The following is an 18,715-nucleotide window of genomic DNA, read 5'->3' on the forward strand; positions in this document are numbered from 1 at the left end:
CGCTGATGCTGAGTCAATTGTTAATTCTTAGTACTGCTATTCACAGATAGGGTTTGGAAATAAAACCAGGGGTTCCACCCCTGCACCTCAAATTTCCCACCCTTATTTACGACGAGTTGTACTTAGGAATCATGAATTAAATAACCTGAAAAACGGCAACCCCATGTACGGGCGCGGCATTCGGCAGAGGGTTCTGAAACAATGGCAAGGGCTTTTGACCGAATGCCATGTCCCTACGCCAGGAATGACACCTTCATAAATTCACGATCCTTAGGTTCGTGGATTTAGCTGTTGCTGATAATCTGTGAATTTCGTAGGGGTGTCTCGCGAAACGCCCCTACAACGGTGATTAGTTTTTGAGAATCATATCTACGTCACAACGCCACCCACCTCTACCCAAGATGGAACTGATTAAATTCCCATTCCTGAGTTGACGAGTGGCTATGATCCTTAATCCTTGCCCCTCTACTCCCCTACTCCTCAGCCCTATTTATCTGAAAGACGTGGATGATAAGTATTCCTACTCAAACGTTCTGTCAAGGGGAAAGGGGTTATATAATGAGCACATCTTTATCAAAAATTTACAATTGGGGCTAGCTAGGTTGTCATCCCATGGTGCTGCAAAAATATACTCCGGCGATCGCTCTAACGCTATTATTTGCCTCTCCCGCCACTCCTAACCTCCTCGCGGACGCTTTAAGAAACAACTTTTTCCTTGCTCAGTCCCCTGCCAGTCCAACTGCATTTCCGTTGCCGGGGGCAGTGCCAAGTGGCACCATCGTGCGAATCGATGGGGCAACGAGCATGATTGTGATCAACGAGACGCTCAAGGAGCGGTTTGAGCAGCAGTATGTCGGGAGCCAGGTCACACTGCAAACCAAAGGAACCGATGCCGCGCTCCAGGCACTTCGCGATGGGGGAATTGACCTAGCCGCTGTGGGGCGACCCCTGACCCAAGCTGAAAAAGCCGAGGGGTTTGTAGAAGTCCCGATTAGCCGTGAAAAAATTGCAATTATTACCAGTCCTGAGAATCCGTTTAACGGTAACCTGACCTTTGCCCAATTTGCCCAAATCTTTCGTGGAGAGATTACGAACTGGTCAGAGCTAGGAGGCACGCCGGGAGCGATTCGCTTTGTCGATCGCCCCGATACCAGTGATACTCGTCAGGCATTGAGCAATTATCAGGTGTTCAAATCGGCTCCGTTTGAAACCGGAGCGAACACTACTCAGGTAGATCAAGACGACACAACCGCTGTGATCCAGGAACTCGGACAGAACGGCATCAGCTATGCGATCGCCAGTCAGGTGTTGGATCAACCGAATGTCAAGGTGATCCGGATGCACAGCACATTGCCGGATGATCCCCGCTACCCCTTTTCACAACCACGCGGGTATGTCTATTTCAAAACTGCCACTCCGGCGGCTCAAGCCTTTTTAGGCTATGCCACCGCTCCTGCCGGACAGGCCGCTGTGACCGAAGCAAAATTAGACGAAGCCGCAGCAGTTGCCTCTGGAGAAGCAGTTACCACGGCGGCTGAAGGGGCATCGGATGCCGCCGCAGCGGGAGTTGGAGTGGGCGTATTGGGGTCTGGGTTGATTGCCTTTAGCCCGGATGGACAGGCGATCGCCAGTGCGGCAGAAGACACCGCTCAACTGTGGGATCTGACTGGAAAACCGTTGGGACAATTACGCCACGGGGCAACCGTCACATCGGTTGCTTACAATCCCACTGGCAACGGTCTGTTAACTGCCGGAAAAGACGGTAATCTGCGGCTGTGGAGTGCTCAGGGAGAACCTGTGGGTGAACCGCTAGAGGCGCACGATGGGGGAGTCAAAGCGGCTGTGTTTAGCCCCGACGGTCAAACCATTGCCAGTGGTGGTGAAGACGGTACGGTGAAGCTCTGGAGTGCCGATGGGCAACCTTTAGGGAACCCCCTCGATCATCAAGGTAAAGTAGCTGCGATCGCCTTTAGCCCCGATGGTCAAACCATTGCCAGTGGCGGTGAGGGCACGATTCGTCGGTGGGATGTGCAGGGTAATCCAGTCGGCACGCCAATCACGGTAGAGGGTGAGGTGTCCTCGCTCGCCTTCAGTCCAGATGGGCAGGCGATCGCGGTGGCCGATGCCGATGGCACGATCCGCCTGTGGGACTTGCAGGGCAATCCCATGGGGCAACCGATTCAGACCGGGGGAGATGTAACCTCCCTTGGCTTTAGCCCCGATGGACGAACCCTTTTAGCAACGGGGGAAGACGGCACCCTCCAACTATGGGGTTTACAGGGCGACCTGGTCGGCAAAATCTTTAATGGCGATGAGGCGATCGCGGCTGCCTTTAGCCCTGACGGTCAAACCATTGCGGGAGTCGGGGAAGATGGAGTGGTAACCCTGGTCAGCGCAGAAGGAACCCCCGTGGGTGAACCCTTTGGTGGAGATGCCGAGACTGGAACTGACCGAGGCTTTCCCCTGTGGTTGGTGTTGCTGATTCCGATCGCCCTGCTGGCATTGTTGTTGTGGTGGTTAAGCAAACGCCGCACCCCATCTGAGCCAACGGATACCTCTACGTCCACGGCTGTAGGGACGACAACCCCCACCACCGCAGCACCTTCCCCATCCACTGAAGGCACTGATCTGGCTTCCAGAGTAGGTTCAGTTATTGCTTCCGATCGCGAATCAATCTCCGGTGAGCGTTCTTCGGTTGCAGCCTCCCCATCAGAGGGCACAGCGACTCCTCCAGCCGCAGAAACCATCAACCCCGATTTTCCAGTCATTCCCCCGGCGGCGACACCCGTCGATACAACTCCTCCCGTTGAGGCTACGGCTCCCGTTGAGGCGACCGATGCAGGCATGGGAGCTGCTATTGCCGGAGGGGCCGCACTGGCAGCCGGTGCTGGAGTCGGCGCATTGCCCCTACTAACCCGGTTGGTGTCTGGAGGTGATAGTCAGTTGACCCTCACCCCCTATAGCCCCAATCAAGTGCAAGCACGCTGGACAGTGTCCAATACCGATCGGGCGATCGCTCAACAACAAGGCGGACAGCAGTTTGCCGTGCGGCTCTACGATGTCACGGGTCTGGATCTGGAGACACAAGCCCCCCACAGTGTGCAGCAGATCACGGCGGATGAGCAAACTCAGCCGTTGTTACTCGCAATTCCAACTGACGAACGCGACTATCTGGCAGAGGTGGGTTACACCGCCGCTGATGGACAGTGGTTGGCTCTGGCGCGTTCGAATGCCGTTCGCCTGCCTAGCGGGTTTGACAATGCTGCAACGGTTGTGGCGACCCCCCCGACAGACACGCCGACTCAGGTCGCCGCTGCGCTGCTCGATCAAGCTGATGGGGCGTTTCCGACTCCCACCAGTCCACCTGCGTTGGGGATTGGTGGAGCCGCACTGGCAGCCGGATTGGGTGCAGCGGCAACGGCATCGCTATCGGGAGACGATGACCAATCACTGGTCGAAGCCAGCAAGTTTAATGTGGGGCAAACAGATCTCTCCGCTGAAGCCCTGGCAGATGTCGATGCCAACCTACCTGACCTGCCGGAAGGCTATGGTGAGAGTCGCATTGTCCTGATGCCTCGCGATCCGCAGTGGGCATATGCTTACTGGGATGTGCCTAACAACCATAAAGAGGAGTTGCGCCGTCAGGGAGGGGAGCGGTTAGCTCTGCGTCTCTATGACGTCACCGACATTGACTTGAATGCTCAGCGTCCCCATAGCTTGCAGGAATTTGCCTGTGAAGAAATGGCACGCGACTGGTATCTGCCGATCCCGGTGAGCGATCGCGACTATGTAGCTGAGATTGGTTATCTCACGGCTGAGGGTCGCTGGCTCATGCTGGCGCGGTCTGCCCCTGCCCATATTCCACCTGTATATCCCTCGGATTGGTTTGAAGAGCATTTTATGACCATCAGTTGGGATGAAGACCTGCGCGGCAGAACCCTGTATACCCTGATTCCACCCAGCCAACGGTCAGCGATCGCCCCCGAAAATCCGTTGTATGACCGCATCTTCGACATGGCACAGTCGGCTGAGGCGCAGCGCGTTGCGGGGTCGCTCTATGGTTCGATGCAGATGGTGCCGGGGCAAGCCATCAGTTCCTACGTCTTCCCGTCAGGGGTGGGTATGTGGGCGTTGCCAACCATGTCTATGTCGGGCATTGGCATGTCGGGGATCGGTTTCTCTGCGTCCGTTCCGGCGATTCGCCCGCGCAAATTCTGGTTGGTTGCGGATGCCGAGTTGATTGTCTACGGGGCAACTGAACCCGATGCGACGGTTACCATTGGCGATCGCGTTATCCAACTCAGCCCCGACGGCACCTTCCGCTTCCAAATGTCCTTCCAGGATGGCTTCATCGACTATCCGATTCAGGCTGTCGCCGCCGATGGTGAACAAACCCGCTCCATCCATATGGAGTTTGAACGCGAAACCCCCGAACGTCGCACGAATACTAAAGACGAGGCGATCGACGAGTGGTTGTAGAACAGGTAAGGGCAGGGTCACGATTAATCGCGCCCCTGCCTTTAACATCGGAATCTTTCTATAGTTGATCTAAAGTTCAGTCCGCTTCTAGAAATGCCTTTCTAAGATAGAGATAGAGGCTATCTAGGAGTGGCAACCGTGGAAATGCTGATGTTGCCTCCTGGATGGCTTAAACCAAACAGCAAGGAGGGAATACGTGACTGACACTGATCAATCCATCGATCTAAATCACAAATATGCCCTCGATCGAGACTCCACAACATTGTCTCGCCATGTCTTACAGCAGTTGCAAAGCTTTTCACCGGAAGCGCAAGACTTAAGTGCCCTGATGAATCGCATTGCACTGGCGGCAAAGTTAATTGCGCGTCGTCTAACTCGCGCAGGGCTAGTAGAAGATGCACTGGGCTTTACCGGACGAACCAATGTCCAAGGGGAAGCCGTCAAAAAAATGGATGTTTACGCCAATCAGGTATTTATCTCGGTTTTTGAGCAGAGCGGTTTGGTGTGCCGCCTTGCCTCCGAAGAGATGGAAAAGCCTTATTACATTCCTGAAAACTGCCCCATTGGTCGTTACACCCTACTCTATGACCCAATTGATGGCTCATCCAACCTGGATACCAACCTGAATGTCGGCGCGATTTTTGCGATTCGGCAACAGGAGGGAGAAGATCTCGATGGCACAGCAAAAGACTTGCTGCAAAGCGGTCGCAAACAAATCGCAGCAGGATACGTGTTATTTGGACCCAGCACCATGCTGGTCTACTCCATCGGCACAGGGGTACACGCCTTTACACTTGATCCCAGCCTGGGAGAATTCATTCTCTCAAATGAAAACATCACCGTTCCGGAGCACGGACCCATCTATAGCGTCAACGAGGGTAACTTCTGGCAATGGGATGAGTCCATTCGGGATTACATTCGCTACGTTCATCGCCATGAAGGTTATACCGCTCGCTACGGAGGGGCATTGGTAGGAGATTTTCACCGCATCCTATTTCAGGGTGGTGTTTTCCTCTATCCCGGCACGGTAAAAAAACCAGAGGGCAAATTACGGTTGCTGTATGAGTCTGCGCCGCTTGCCTATTTGATAGAGCAGGCAGGTGGTCGAGCCAGCACAGGGGATCAAGACATTTTGGATGTGGTTCCCGATCATATTCACATGCGAACTCCGTTGATCATTGGTAGCAAGGAGGATGTCGCACTCGTGGAGTCCTTTATTCAGGAACGCCGCCGGGAGCAACAAGTCGAAGAAACGCTAGCTCCACAGCGTTAGCTCCATAACGTTAGTTAGAGGCTAACTCAGCCGATTCTCAGCAACATGATGTTTAGTAGGAACAACTATAGGAGCTATAGGGATAATGACAGCCACAAATCACTTGCTTGAGATCAAGCAGTATGGTCAAAGTATTTGGATGGACAACTTAACCCGCGACATATTGCAGTCGGGGGAATTGAAAGATCTCGTTGAAAACAAGGGCATTGCGGGGATCACTTCAAACCCTGCCATTTTTGAAAAAGCGATTAACGGCAACAAAATTTATGATGCCGATATTGAAGCAGGGATTCGAGCAGGTAAGCCCGTTTTGGAGATCTACGAGTCACTGACGTTTGATGATATTCGCAATGCTTGTGATATCCTGCGTCCGGTGTATGAGTCCTCCAATGGGTTGGATGGATACGTCAGCATTGAGGTGCCTCCCACGATCGCCCGTGACACTCAAAAAACCATTGAAGAGGCAAAGCGTTACTACAACGCGATCGGCAAAGAAAACGTGATGATCAAGATCCCCGGTACACCCGAAGGTCTGCCTGCGGTAGAAGCCACGATCGCCGCTGGGATCAACGTCAACGTGACTCTCCTCTTCTCGGTGCAGAGCTACATCGATACAGCCTGGGCTTACATTCGCGGACTGGAAACCCGTGTTGCCAATGGTCAAGATGTCAGCAACATTGCCTCCGTTGCGAGCTTCTTCCTCAGCCGCATCGACAGCAACATCGACAAGCGCATCGACGACAAGCTGAAAGGCATCGACGAGCTTTCAGAAAAAGCCAAGTTACAAGCCGTGAAAGGTAAAGTAGCGATCGCTAACGCCAAAATTGCGTATCAGGAGTATAAAAAGATTATCCAGAGCGATCGCTGGCAAGCTCTGGTCGCCAAAGGGGCAAAGGTGCAACGTCTGCTGTGGGCGAGTACCAGCACCAAAGACCCTAACTACAGTGATGTCATGTACGTTGACGAATTGGTGGGAGCCGATACAGTCAACACGTTGCCCCCCGCTACAATCGAAGCGTGTGCCGACCATTGTGATGTGGGCGATCGCATCGAAATGAACATCGACCAGGCATATCAGGTGATTGAGAACCTCAAAGATCCCGATATCAACATCGACATCAATCAAGTCATGGATGAGTTGCTCGACGAAGGCATCGACAAATTCATTCAACCCTTCCAGTCCTTAATGGACTCCATGGAAGGCAAAATCAAACACCTGAGCAACGTCGCTTAAAGAAGGCTAAAGGATGAAGGATGAAGGATAAAAAACATAGTTAATCGTCAATCCTTGGTGGTCAATTGTTACCCTTTATCCTTCCGCTTCCCTTCATTCCTTAGCCTGACTTTTTCCTCTTATCCTTTAGCCTTTAACCTTCATCCTTTTTCTCTCTTCCCTCTTATCCTTTAGCCTGAATCCTTTATCGTTTCTTCCCCCTATCCCCCCTATCCCGCCTATGGTTACTCTGCTCGAAAACCCCCTCCGCGTCGGTTTACAACACGATCGCATTCCCGAACCCCAAATCCTGGTGATCTTTGGTGCTTCGGGTGACTTAACGCAACGTAAACTCGTGCCTGCGCTCTATCAGATGAAGCAGGATCGCAAATTGCCCCCTGAATTGACGATCGTGGGTGTGGCTCGACGCGACTGGGATCATGACTACTTCCGCAACCACATGAAGGAGGGGATCGAAGAGTTTGGCGGTGGGTTAATCTCTGAAGAAGTCTGGAAAGACTTTGCCAAAGGGTTGTTTTATTGCTCCGGCGACATCGACAATCCCGCCAGCTACCAAAAACTTAAAGCCTTTTTGCAAGAGCTAGATGAGCTACGCGGCACCAGAGGCAACCGGGTGTTCTACCTCTCTGTTGCACCCCGTTTCTTTGGAGAAGCGGCTCAACAGCTTGGCAGAGCCGGAATGCTGGTGGACCCCAAAAAGCATCGTCTGGTGATTGAGAAGCCGTTTGGTAAAGACATCGGTTCTGCTCAGATGCTCAATCAGGTGGTGCATCAGGTCTGTCAGGAAGAGCAAATCTACCGGATTGACCACTATCTGGGTAAGGAAACCGTGCAAAACTTGCTGGTCTTCCGGTTTGCAAATGCCATTTTTGAACCGCTGTGGAATCGTCAGTTTGTCGATCACGTTCAAATCACGGTAGCTGAAACCGTTGGTCTGGAAGGTCGGGCAGGTTATTACGAAACCGCTGGAGCACTGCGCGACATGGTGCAAAACCACCTGATGCAACTCTTCTGCCTCACCGCCACGGAACCCCCCAATGCCCTGGATGCTGATAGTATCCGCAACGAAAAGGTGAAGGTGATTCAGGCGACCCACCTGGCAGACCTCGAAAACCTGGAGCGATCGGCGGTGCGGGGGCAGTACACAGCAGGTTGGATGAATGGCAAGCCTGTCCCAGGCTATCGTGAAGAAGAAGGAGCATCTCCGACCTCCACGACCCCTACTTATGCGGCGATCAAGCTCTATATCGATAACTGGCGTTGGAAAGGGGTGCCTTTTTATCTCCGCACAGGCAAACGGATGCCGAAGAAAGTCTCGGAGATCGCTATCCAGTTTAAAGAAGTGCCGCATCTGATGTTCCAATCTGCCGCCAAACAGGTTAACAACAACGTGTTGGTGCTGCGCATTCAGCCCGATGAGGGGATCGCCATTCGCTTTGATGTCAAGATGCCGGGTGCATCCTTGCGGACGCGGGCTGTGGAGATGGACTTCCGCTATGATGCAGCGTTTGGTCAGGCAAATGCGGAGGCATACGGTCGCCTGTTGATTGACTGTATGCTAGGAGATCAGACGCTCTTTACTCGTGGTGATGAAGTCGAAGCGTCCTGGCGTGTATTGACCCCTCTGTTGGAAGCGTGGGATGCTCCCGCTCCTCCGGACTCAATTCCGCTGTATGAGGCGGGAACCTGGGAACCTGTCGAAGCTGAGATGCTATTGAACCGGGATGGTCGGCGTTGGCGGAGACTCTAACCCCAGAACGTGTAACCCCAGCGACGTAACGGACTATAAACTGACACTGAAACCGAGGGAATATAGGGGCGTGCTTCTCTCACAAAAATGGCTCGTTGCTGCCCATACTCTGTTGTTTGTTGCCTAAACTCAAACCGAACACTCAAAACAAACTATGACTACTCCACTTGTTGCGCTGCAAAAGCCGAAGGATATTTCCCTCGATGAAATTGAGGCAGAACTAACGCGGATTTGGCAAAGCCAGAACGGCAATCAAAATGCCCCGATCGCCGCTAGAGCTTCCACCTTTAGCATGGTGGTCTATGAACCTGAAGAATATCAGCAATTGCTGGCAGCATTGGGGTTTTATGATGGCCCCATTGATGGCATTCATGGCCCATTGACGAAAACAGCGGTTAAAGCTGCTCAAAAAGCGTTTGGGTTCTTAGAAACCGGACGAGTTGACCCTGATACGTTAGCCCGTTTACGCGAAGAATATGCGAAACAACCTGTCGATCGCCTGGAAGTCTCCAACCTGAACCTGCGGGGCTTTAGTTTGAGTGATGCGATCGCCTCTCAAAATCCCTGCCGGATCATCACCCTCTGCCCGGTGTTGGGCGAAGATGAGGGGATCACTGCCCAGGTTTCGGCATACTGTCCGCTGCAAAAACGCAGCATCAGCACCTTAATCTGCTGCGAGTACATCACTCTGCGCGGCACGAAGGCGGCTCTGCAACGAGCAAGCGATCTGGTGTTGTCGTTGATGATCCCTGAGTTGCCCAAGTTTGTCTGGTGGAAAGCAACCCCAAACCCAGAACAAGAACTGTTCCGCAAGCTCTCTGAAAACTGCAACTGCATCATCTTGGATTCCTCCTATTTCAGCGACCCTGAATCAGAGTTCCTCAAGATGTACAAGCTGATTGAGGCAGATAAGTTTGTGGCGGATCTCAACTGGCACCGCATTTCACCCTGGCAAGAGTTGGCAGCGGCCGCCTTTGACCCACCCGAACGGCGTACAGCCCTGGTGGAAGTGGATCGTGTGGCGATCGACTACGAAAAAGGAAGTGCGGCTCAAGCTCTCATGTTCCTGGGTTGGTTAGCCAGTCGGTTGGGATGGCGACCCTTGTCTTTTGAGGCACAGGGCGGTGACTATGACCTCAAACACGTCAAGTTTGAAGGAGCGAATCACAAAATCATCGAAGCGGAGTTAGCCGCGATTCCTACTGCTGATTGGGGCGAGATCTTGGGAGATCTGGTGGGCATTCGTCTCACCTCCACCAACCTCAACGCCGACTGCTGCACTATCCTCTGCTCGGAGACAACCGGATGTATGCGGATGGAAGCCGGGGGATCCGCCCAGGCTTGCCGGACGGAGCAAGTAACTGCCCTGTCTGACCAAAAGGCAGAATTCTTGTTGGGTCAGCAACTCCAGCGTTGGGGACGGGATGCCCTCTACGAGGAAACGATGGCTGTCACGGCTGAGATTGTGCGGTTAGCTCAGAAGTAATATAGCTTTGGTCAGAAAGCTTAAGATAAAAGCAACGGCTCAAACCCTGATGCTGGGTTAAGCTTCCTGACTCGCCTCTGCCTCATTGAATGTGGCTACAGCTATAGGAACTGGTTTAGGTTTCACCCCTTAACTGTCACACCTCCTTTCCTGTATGGGAAGGAGGTTTTTAGGGATATATGGCAACTGTCGAGACAGTTCAGGTTTGCAGATCAGTTCCTGGGTTACCGTTAGTAAACCACTAAACCTGCCCCTACGAGCGGCCGCATTGGCACTGAAACCATTTAAGTCGGTATGAGGGGACTAAGGCGATAGTTGCGGTTTTAACCGCCACGATCCTGATCCCAAACTCTCGTCCCATTACTGTTCTGGGTCGAGGGAAACCGCCATCTCACCAACCTTGATACCAAGGGGTTCAAAGTTAGGGTCGGTGGATGGAAACAGTTGATCACCCATCACCGCTTCATAGTTGCTGGGGGCAGTTTCAGCCGCATTCTCGGCAGGCTCAACTCGCAAAACCAGTAAACCCTCATAGTCTGCCAGGTCGCTACCTTCTAGCACGATCGTACCAGCATAATCCCAGTCAAAACCATAGAGTTGAAACTCCCCTAGCTTCTCCTGAAGCTCGGTAAAGGATGTGCCAACACCGATTCCTTCAGGAGTTTTCCAGGCAGATCCAAGGTTGATCACTGCTGCTAATTTGCTGCGGGTGTCGTCTGTCCAAATGACGGTCAGCGATCGCTCAGAGTCAGGATAGACAATGGTTGCCACTTCAGACTCGCCTTCACCGATACTGACTGTCTCATCCTTCAGGTTGTCTTCGCCAAACAGGGTGACCAGGTCGTCGCGTGTGGTGTCACGAGTAATGGGACCAACCCGTTCGCCCGGAACCACGGTCGTATCAATTTCTGCCTCTGGTTCGGCAGCAGGAGCACTCGCCACCGCCGCTTGTGGAGCTGAAGCTTCTGGACTGGGGGATGGGGCAGTTGCGGCAGGTGAGGTAGACGCTGGGGATTCAACTGAAGGGTTAGATGCACAACTAACCAGTAACACGAGTGCAGTGATAAACATCCCCTGAACGGGCTTAAGCATTGGAGTTCCTTCTTGTGTTTTAAGCGTTTGTTTTGATCGTTGAGGCGTACTCGGTCTTTCTGATATCTAAACTGAGAGGTTTTTAAGAAACAACGTATTCAGGATAGATACCGAATGGGATAACAGAGTGATTTTCCGGGTGTATAGCAACGGAGGGTTGGTTAGGACGGGGGCAGGGTTTCGGCGTGAGCGGCTCAGCCGAACGGTGGAACCCCTGGCTGGGGGCATGCTATATCAGAGCCAAGCCTGCGACTCGACTAAGCTTTGCCGAACCAATGCAGGTTAGTTGTGCTCCTGTAGCTGCGGTTTGAACCGCCAAGACCTGATCCCGAACTCAGTATCTTCAATTCTGTCAAATCAAACTCAGCTCAAGGGTTGCATCTAGTCCAGTAAAAAAGGTGATACATCGATTTATGGGTTTACCTCTTAGCAAGGTATAACTTCTACATTAGGGGCAAAGCCAAGCGACCATGCCAATTTCAAGAATGGTTTAATGCAGGGCAGTCAGGGAGAGTGGAGAGAGGGGGCAAGATTGAAAACTACTCGGTATGAATCGAGAAGGTCAAAACCGTTTCATCCACGCCTTTTAGCACCAGGGGTTCAAACTTCGTGATGGTATCCTGGTCGAGGTAATCCGCCACGGCTGCCGAAACGAGAATGCAATTGGGTTCTGCTGCTTCTTGAATACGAGCCGCAATGTTGACACTGGGACCGATCGCTGTGTAGTCTGCCCGTTCTGCGCCACCAAACATACCGACAACTGCTGTGCCCTGGTGGATGCCACAGCGGAATTGCACTTTGTTGGTTTCCTGTATGATCCCCTGAGCAATCCAGCGTTCGTTTAACTTGTCGAGTGAGCGATACATCTGACGAGCCGCGGCGATCGCCCGACGCACTTGTTCATTGGGGCTGATCTGCTCTGGTGCGCCAAAAATCGCCAGAATGGCATCTCCCATAAACTTATCGACCGTGCCGCCATACTCAAAGATGGCGTGGGTCATCTCCGTCAGGTACTCATTGAGCAACTCCGCAACTCGGCGCGATCGCAACGTGTTGGACAGTTGGGTAAAGCCGATGATGTCGCTGAATAGGATCGTCACCATGTGAGGCTCTGGGCGCAGATCCAGTGCCAGTGTGCCTTGAGCCGCTTTCTCAACTAATTGGGGTGGCAAAAATCGACGCAACACAGATTCCGTGAGATAACGGTTTAGTTCTGCCACGCGCCGTTCGCTGGCTTTAAGGGCTAGCAAGTTACGGACTTCGGCTAAGAGTTCGCGATCGTTAAAGGGTTTTGCCAGATAAGCATCAGCCCCTTTCTCCCGTAGACCAATGCGCGTTTCCTCATCCGCTTTTGCCGTCAACAAAACGATGGGCGTGCCATTCAGCGATTCTTCCTGCCGAATCATTTGAATCATTTCTGCCCCTGACACCATCGGCATCATCAGGTCAGTCACGATCAGGTCAGGATGGCGTGACTGGGCAATCTGAAAGCCCTCTGCTCCATTGCGGGCTGTCCAGACATAATAACCAGCCTGCTGAAGAATGCCAGAGACATAGCTTCGCAAGTCGGGGTTGTCGTCTACAAACAAAATTTGATAGGGCGGTTGGTCTTGTGCCTGCATCAGGTTTGCAACCGATTCGGGTATTCCCTGAATTGGAGGGGGGTCCGATTCAGGGATTGGTCGCTCATCAGGGAATGGGTCGAGGTCTTGTTGAGCCTCGACCTCTGCGTCTGCTAGCTCGACGGGGGCGCGACTGCCTTCTAACTCAGCAGGAATCTCAATCACCTGGTTGGGTGGCAGATGGCGCATCCCCACCTGCAACCACACGGTAAATGTCGTGCCTTCGCCATAGGTCGAGTCAACGTTGACGGTCGCCCCGTGTAGTTCTACTAGCTCTTTAACCAACGCCAAGCCCAAGCCCGTCCCCTCGTGGCTGCGGCTAGCAGAGCCATCGGCTTGTCTGAACCGCTCAAACAAATGGGGAATCTGATCTGGACGAATGCCAATACCTGTATCCTGCACCTTGAGCACGCAATGATCGCCAGCAGGTTGCAAGATCACGGTGATTGTTCCACCGGCTGGAGTGAATTTCATCGCGTTTGACAACAGGTTGTAGAGCACCTTGTCAAACTTCTCCAGATCCAGATAGACCGGGGGACAGTCTTCCAGGCGGGTAATGAGGTTGAGATGTTTGCGTTCGCAGTAAGAGCGGAACGAGTCCACCACCTGAATGACAAAATCCATCAGGTTGCAGGGACGGAAACTGGGTTGCATCCGTTTGGCATCCAGTCGCTGCAAATCGAGGAGTTGATTGACCAACCGCAACAGACGACGCGAGTTTCTCAGGGCAATGACAGACTGGTCGTAGCTCAGCCCCTGTTTTTGCGCGACTGCCGACTCTAGGGGACCAATCGTCAGGGTCAGGGGTGTGCGAAACTCGTGGGAAACGTTCTGGAAAAACTCCGTTTTTTGTTGGTCGAGCTTCATCAACTGCTCCGCTTGTTGGCGGGTCTTTTGATAAAGCCGCGACTGTTGTACGGCGATCGCCGCTTGTGCTGCCACAGCCTGTGCCAGTTCCACCTCTTCGGCTTGCCACTGACGAGAACGGTGAACCTGCCGCAGGGAGATGCTGCCGATGATCTTGCCATCGGACAAGAGCGGCACCACCAACAATGCCCTGGCGGGCGATCGCAGGGGCAAATCGGGCACGTTCATCTCTGGGTGCTGACTCAAATCGTCGATTACGACTGGGTTTTGAGTCATCATCAATTGTTTTAAGACTGGATTTCCCTCAATGGGCACCAGTGATTGGGGCAACTGTTGCCGATGGGGAGGTATCTCATCATCACCTCTGCCCAACCCCGACAAATCATTCCAGGTAGGTGTGCTGCCGTTGTTGCTGTGAATGGGCGACCCGTATCCTCCGTTTTCATCCTGAGAGGCATCGTGCAACCCGACACACTGCACAAACTCGTCTCCTTCCGTCCACAGTGACAGAGCACAGCCATCTGCGTGCATTGCCTGACCCAACTCCTGGGTGATGGCGGCAAAAATATGCTGTGGATCGAGGCTAGAGCGAATTGCCGTTGTGATACTGTTGACCAGTGTTTCCCGTTTTGCCAGGGCTCTGACCTGCTCATAAGCACGCGCCTGAGACAACGCCAGGGCAGCCTGGTCTGCCACCATCACCACCAGTTGCACTTCATCGTCTTGCCAGAGCCGGGGTTGATAACACTGGTGCATCACCAGTACCGCCATCAATTCCTGTTGACAAATCAACGGCACGACCAGGCTAGAGCGGATTTTGGCTTCCTCATAGGCTTGTTGGCGCAGTTGCACCTCGACACTGTCGTCCTGATTAAACTCAGCAGTGTTGACATCTGGAATCACCTGCACGTCGCGAGTTTCCCACACGGTGTGGGCTAGTTGGCTAAGATTCCAGCGTTTTGGGGTGGGTTCGTCGGGGGTGTAGTGCTCCTTGACCCGACGCGAGGTGTAAACAAACAACTCATCGCTCATCCGGTTGTCGTGCAAGGGGCGCAGCAGGCAACAATCGACCTCAAACATGTGCCCCACCGTTTCCACGATGGTCTGTAAAATTTGCCGATAACTTAATGCACTGCGAATGGTGTTGGTGACGGCATTCAGCAACGATTCCTGACGCAGGGTTCGACGCAATTCTTGAGTCCGAGCTTTTAACACGTTGTGGGTGTCAACTGCCTGCCGCACAACGGCTTTTAGCTCTTCGTCGTCCCACGGTTTGGTGACGTATTTGAAAACCTTACCGGAGTTAATCGCTTCAACCAGATCTCCCACATCGGTGTAGCCAGTCAGGATAATCCGAATGATGTCTGGATATTGGGTTGCCGTCAGACTGAGAAACTCAGTCCCGCTCATGGAGGGCATCCGCTGATCGGAGATAATGACAGCCACTTCACCCTCTTTTGCGAGGATATCCAAAGCAATAGGACCGCTCTCCGCTCGCAACACCTTAAACTCACGGTGAAATGTGCGATAGAGCAGATCCAAATTGTCTGGTTCATCATCGACGACCAGAATTTTAGGCTTTGTATCACTCAGGGATGTCATGCACCGCTCTCCTGATGCGGGGGCAGCTTGATGAAACACAATTGTGCGGTTGAGCCTGGACTTGACTGCAAAGTGTGGAACCCATTTGACTCGGTTTGATGAGACATCTGGCTTGACTTCTGTTGTATCTCTAATGGGAGATGATTGACCAACCTAAGACAACCGACTGTCTATCCGCAACGCACCCCAATTCACAAGAACTCGAAAGTAGGCTTGAGCCGTAACCAGTCACCTGAATCTATGAATATAGCCGTTGTTTATAGAGCGGTGTACTGTCTGAATGCCTTTCACTTTCCATAATAGGTGTAAGATTCACCTTTATATTGCATTGTGCATTAGTTATGACAATAGAATATGTGATAAAAATTGCCAAACTTGGGTTCCAGAGACGCGATTTTGAGATTGATGGTTTCAGATAAGTATCATTACTCACCTTCTTGATTTATCAAGATCAAACGTGTGCATTTGATCGTGAGCCACAATGAATAGAAGTAGCTGCGATCGCCACCTGATCTGACTTCTGGAACAGCTCTGACCCAGCTACCACGATTCAGGGGATGTGATTTTGATATCAGCCAATATAGACAAAAGTCGATATATATCAGTGAAAATCGGTGCAATAAATAATGATCTTGAGGATTTTGAAACCCATTCTTCTATACCTTCATCGAACTCGCCTCCTGACCCGGTTGAAACTTCATATCAGTTTTTATTTTAATCAACTCCTAAAACTAATTTTGACCGACCTGGCTTTGAAATACACCCCCTCGGTTAAACTCTCAGGACTAGAATAGGGGTATCCCTCCGATTGACTGGGATTTCGCCCCTTAGCCACCATCCTGGGGCTTATGCATTTTTATTGGAGAGGCTGTGAATAGCGTTTGTGAGGATTCCCCGTTTTTGATCCGGGGAGCACGCCAACAAGATCTTGGAAGCTTAGCCGAAGTTCTAACCCACAGTTTTCATACCAGGGATGGGGTGTTGGGTTTGATGTATCCGTTGTTGCGGCTTGGTATCTATGAAGATTTGCGAACTCGCCTGCGGACTCAGGCTCCCCACTATGCCTGCATTGTTGCAGTCAAGCGATCGCCCCTGGCAGAGTCCTTCACACGGGTCAACAATCCAGTCGTCGCTTCCATCACCGAAGCCCTGGCAGGCACTGTTGAGATTGGCTTACGCACCCAACCTCCCTGGCATGTTCGCAGTCAGCAGTATCTCTATCTTTCAAATCTTGCCGTTGGCAAGGAATTTCGGCGGCAGGGTGTGGCATTCCAACTGTTGAGAGCCTGCGAACGGATTGCTCTCGACTGGGGGTACAGAGACTTGTATTTGCACGTTTTGGAGAATAATCAGCCTGCTCGACAACTCTATCTCAAAGCGGGATACCAGATTCAGCGCGAAGAATCTGGGCTGGGCAACTGGTTTTTGGGGCAACCCAAGCAGTTGTTTTTGCATAAACATCTGAGTGGGTCATAGGAGGAGAGAAACGATTGATCGTGTTTCTCCCGTAGCCTATGACCCAACGACTTCTGCGCTCACCACCTTACCTTCCTCCACAACTGGGCGGTGCGATCGCCGATGGAGAGCACTATGGGGCAAGACACGCAGCACTTCCTCGACGGTCGTAATGCCGCTGGTGACTTTGGCGATCGCGGCAATACGGAAGGATTCAAATTGGCTCTCTTGTAAGTAACGATGCAGTTGGGTCATAGTGCCCTCGTAGATAATCTGACGGATGCGATCGTCTACATTCAGCAGTTCGATAATGGCTTCACGTCCCAAATAACCGGAGTTAAAGCACTTAGAGCAGCCTTTTCCTTTCCGCCAGGTGGTTGGGTTGGCGTGCTTGGGATGTAACTGTAAGATCTTCAGGTCTTTATCCGTTGGAGTGTAGGATTCAGCACAGTGGGGACAGACCCGACGGACGAGCCGTTGGGCGACGATTCCCAGGAGGGCATCGCTGATTAAGCCAGGGTCAGGACCAATGTCCTTGAGGCGAGGAATGGCACTGACGGCATCGTTGGTGTGCAGGGTTGTGAGTACCAGGTGTCCCGTGAGGGCAGCCCGAACTGCCGTTTCAGCGGTTTCAGCATCGCGGATCTCGCCCACCATGATGATGTCGGGGTCTTGCCGCAAGATGGCTCGTAGCCCTGCGGCAAAGGTCATCCCGGCAGGCTCATGAACCTGGGTTTGGGTGATGCGCGGCAGAATGTATTCCACCGGATCTTCGACCGTTACGACATTCACATACTCGGTGGCGATCGCCTGCAAGCTCGTATACAGGGTGCTGGTTTTGCCTGACCCGGTCGGACCCGTAAAGATCACCATCCCCTGGGGTTGCTGCAACCAGTGTTTGTAGGTCACCAACGCTTTTGGGGTGAAGCCCAGTTCATCCATACAGGTAAACGGGTTTTCGCGAGGCAACAAGCGAATTACCGCCTTTTCACCCCCCATACAGGGAAGGGTGCTGACCCGCATATCCAGTCCTAGATCTCCCTCCTGACCAGCGGTGTAGCGTTCCCCAATGCGGGCATCCTGGGGGCGACGGCTCTCAGCGATGTCCATATCTGACATGACTTTGAGGGCAACAATGCAGCGACGGCTAATTTCCAGGGGCAGGGTAGTGATGTCTCGCAAAATGCCGTCGATCCGATAGCGCACCCGCAACCCCTCGGTGGTTGGTTCCAGGTGGATATCGCTCGCCCGATTTCGCAATGCCCCGGAAATAATGGTCTTGATTTTGCTAATCTGGTCGGCTGCCTTCGACAGGTAAAGCTCTGTGACTTCGGCAATGTTTTCTGCCTCCACCTCGCCCGTCAGGGGATTCACGAGTGGATTGGCACTGATGCGGTTTTCGTCGAGATTGTAGGTGTGATACCAGGCGCGATAACTGCGATCGGCGATGGGAATGATTTTGATGTCGGTGAAGGTGCGATCGCTCAACTGCCGAATCTGCTCTGGAGGCAGCGACACTGGGCTACCCAGATAATAGCAATTGCGCCAGAGTAACAACGGCACCACTGGAGGCAGCAGGCTGGGGTCTGGAAACTCCCGCAAAAACCGATAACTAACTTCTCGATCGATGAGATAGAGATTGACGAGTCCCTGTTCATTGACAAGCAGTTTTAATGCTTGATCACAGGTAATTTCATTATTTCGTAGCCGTTTCCATGCTGACAAAACAACCGGAGCAGTCAGAGAGGTTTGCATAGGATGATGGAGTAAATCTCACGATCCAGAAACGATTCAGGAGGAAGTTGAGCGATCCCACTTCTGGGATATGACCGTAGCTTACCCAATTTGGCAGAAA

9 protein-coding genes are annotated in these 18,715 nt (G+C 52.5%); 6 read left to right on the top strand and 3 right to left on the bottom strand.

Translation table 11 applies throughout. The features are described from left to right. Window positions 1-612: 612 nt before the first annotated feature. The 5 genes from H6G89_RS34855 (at window position 613) to opcA (ending at window position 10,222) form a co-directional block, all read left to right on the top strand. Complete coding sequence (locus H6G89_RS34855; RefSeq protein WP_190504433.1) at window positions 613-4,479, top strand: DUF4912 domain-containing protein; 3,867 nt, start codon at window positions 613-615, stop codon at window positions 4,477-4,479. A gap of 196 nt (window positions 4,480-4,675) precedes the next feature. Next, window positions 4,676-5,752, top strand: coding sequence for a class 1 fructose-bisphosphatase (fbp, locus tag H6G89_RS06145; protein WP_190504434.1), 1,077 nt, complete (start codon window positions 4,676-4,678; stop codon window positions 5,750-5,752). 85 nt (window positions 5,753-5,837) lie between these two features. After that, entirely contained in the window at window positions 5,838-6,986 is a 1,149-nt protein-coding gene (gene tal, locus H6G89_RS06150; RefSeq protein ID WP_190504435.1) for a transaldolase, read from the top strand. Window positions 6,987-7,206: 220 nt separating this feature from the next. Next, complete coding sequence (gene zwf, locus H6G89_RS06155; protein WP_190504436.1) at window positions 7,207-8,736, top strand: glucose-6-phosphate dehydrogenase; 1,530 nt, start codon at window positions 7,207-7,209, stop codon at window positions 8,734-8,736. A gap of 154 nt (window positions 8,737-8,890) precedes the next feature. After that, window positions 8,891-10,222 carry a glucose-6-phosphate dehydrogenase assembly protein OpcA gene (gene opcA, locus H6G89_RS06160; protein ID WP_190504437.1) on the top strand — a complete coding sequence of 444 codons (1,332 nt, stop codon included), beginning with the start codon at window positions 8,891-8,893 and terminating at the stop codon, window positions 10,220-10,222. A gap of 360 nt (window positions 10,223-10,582) precedes the next feature. On the opposite strand, the gene H6G89_RS06165 is transcribed toward opcA, so the two are convergent. Then, window positions 10,583-11,314 (bottom strand): hypothetical protein, encoded by a 732-nt coding sequence (locus tag H6G89_RS06165; RefSeq protein ID WP_190504438.1) that lies wholly within the window; start codon window positions 11,312-11,314, stop codon window positions 10,583-10,585. Between the two features lie 539 nt (window positions 11,315-11,853). Further along, complete coding sequence (locus H6G89_RS06170; protein WP_190504439.1) at window positions 11,854-15,405, bottom strand: response regulator; 3,552 nt, start codon at window positions 15,403-15,405, stop codon at window positions 11,854-11,856. Window positions 15,406-16,275: 870 nt separating this feature from the next. Between H6G89_RS06170 and H6G89_RS06175 the strand changes: the two genes are divergently transcribed. Next, entirely contained in the window at window positions 16,276-16,881 is a 606-nt protein-coding gene (locus tag H6G89_RS06175; RefSeq protein ID WP_309229651.1) for a GNAT family N-acetyltransferase, read from the top strand. Window positions 16,882-16,917: 36 nt separating this feature from the next. Here H6G89_RS06175 and H6G89_RS06180 read toward each other — a convergent pair whose 3' ends face one another. Continuing rightward, window positions 16,918-18,615 carry a GspE/PulE family protein gene (locus tag H6G89_RS06180; protein ID WP_190504440.1) on the bottom strand — a complete coding sequence of 566 codons (1,698 nt, stop codon included), beginning with the start codon at window positions 18,613-18,615 and terminating at the stop codon, window positions 16,918-16,920. Between the last annotated feature and the right edge of the window lie 100 nt (window positions 18,616-18,715).

It is taken from the genome of Oscillatoria sp. FACHB-1407 (assembly GCF_014697545.1).
GTDB lineage: Bacteria > Cyanobacteriota > Cyanobacteriia > Elainellales > Elainellaceae > FACHB-1407.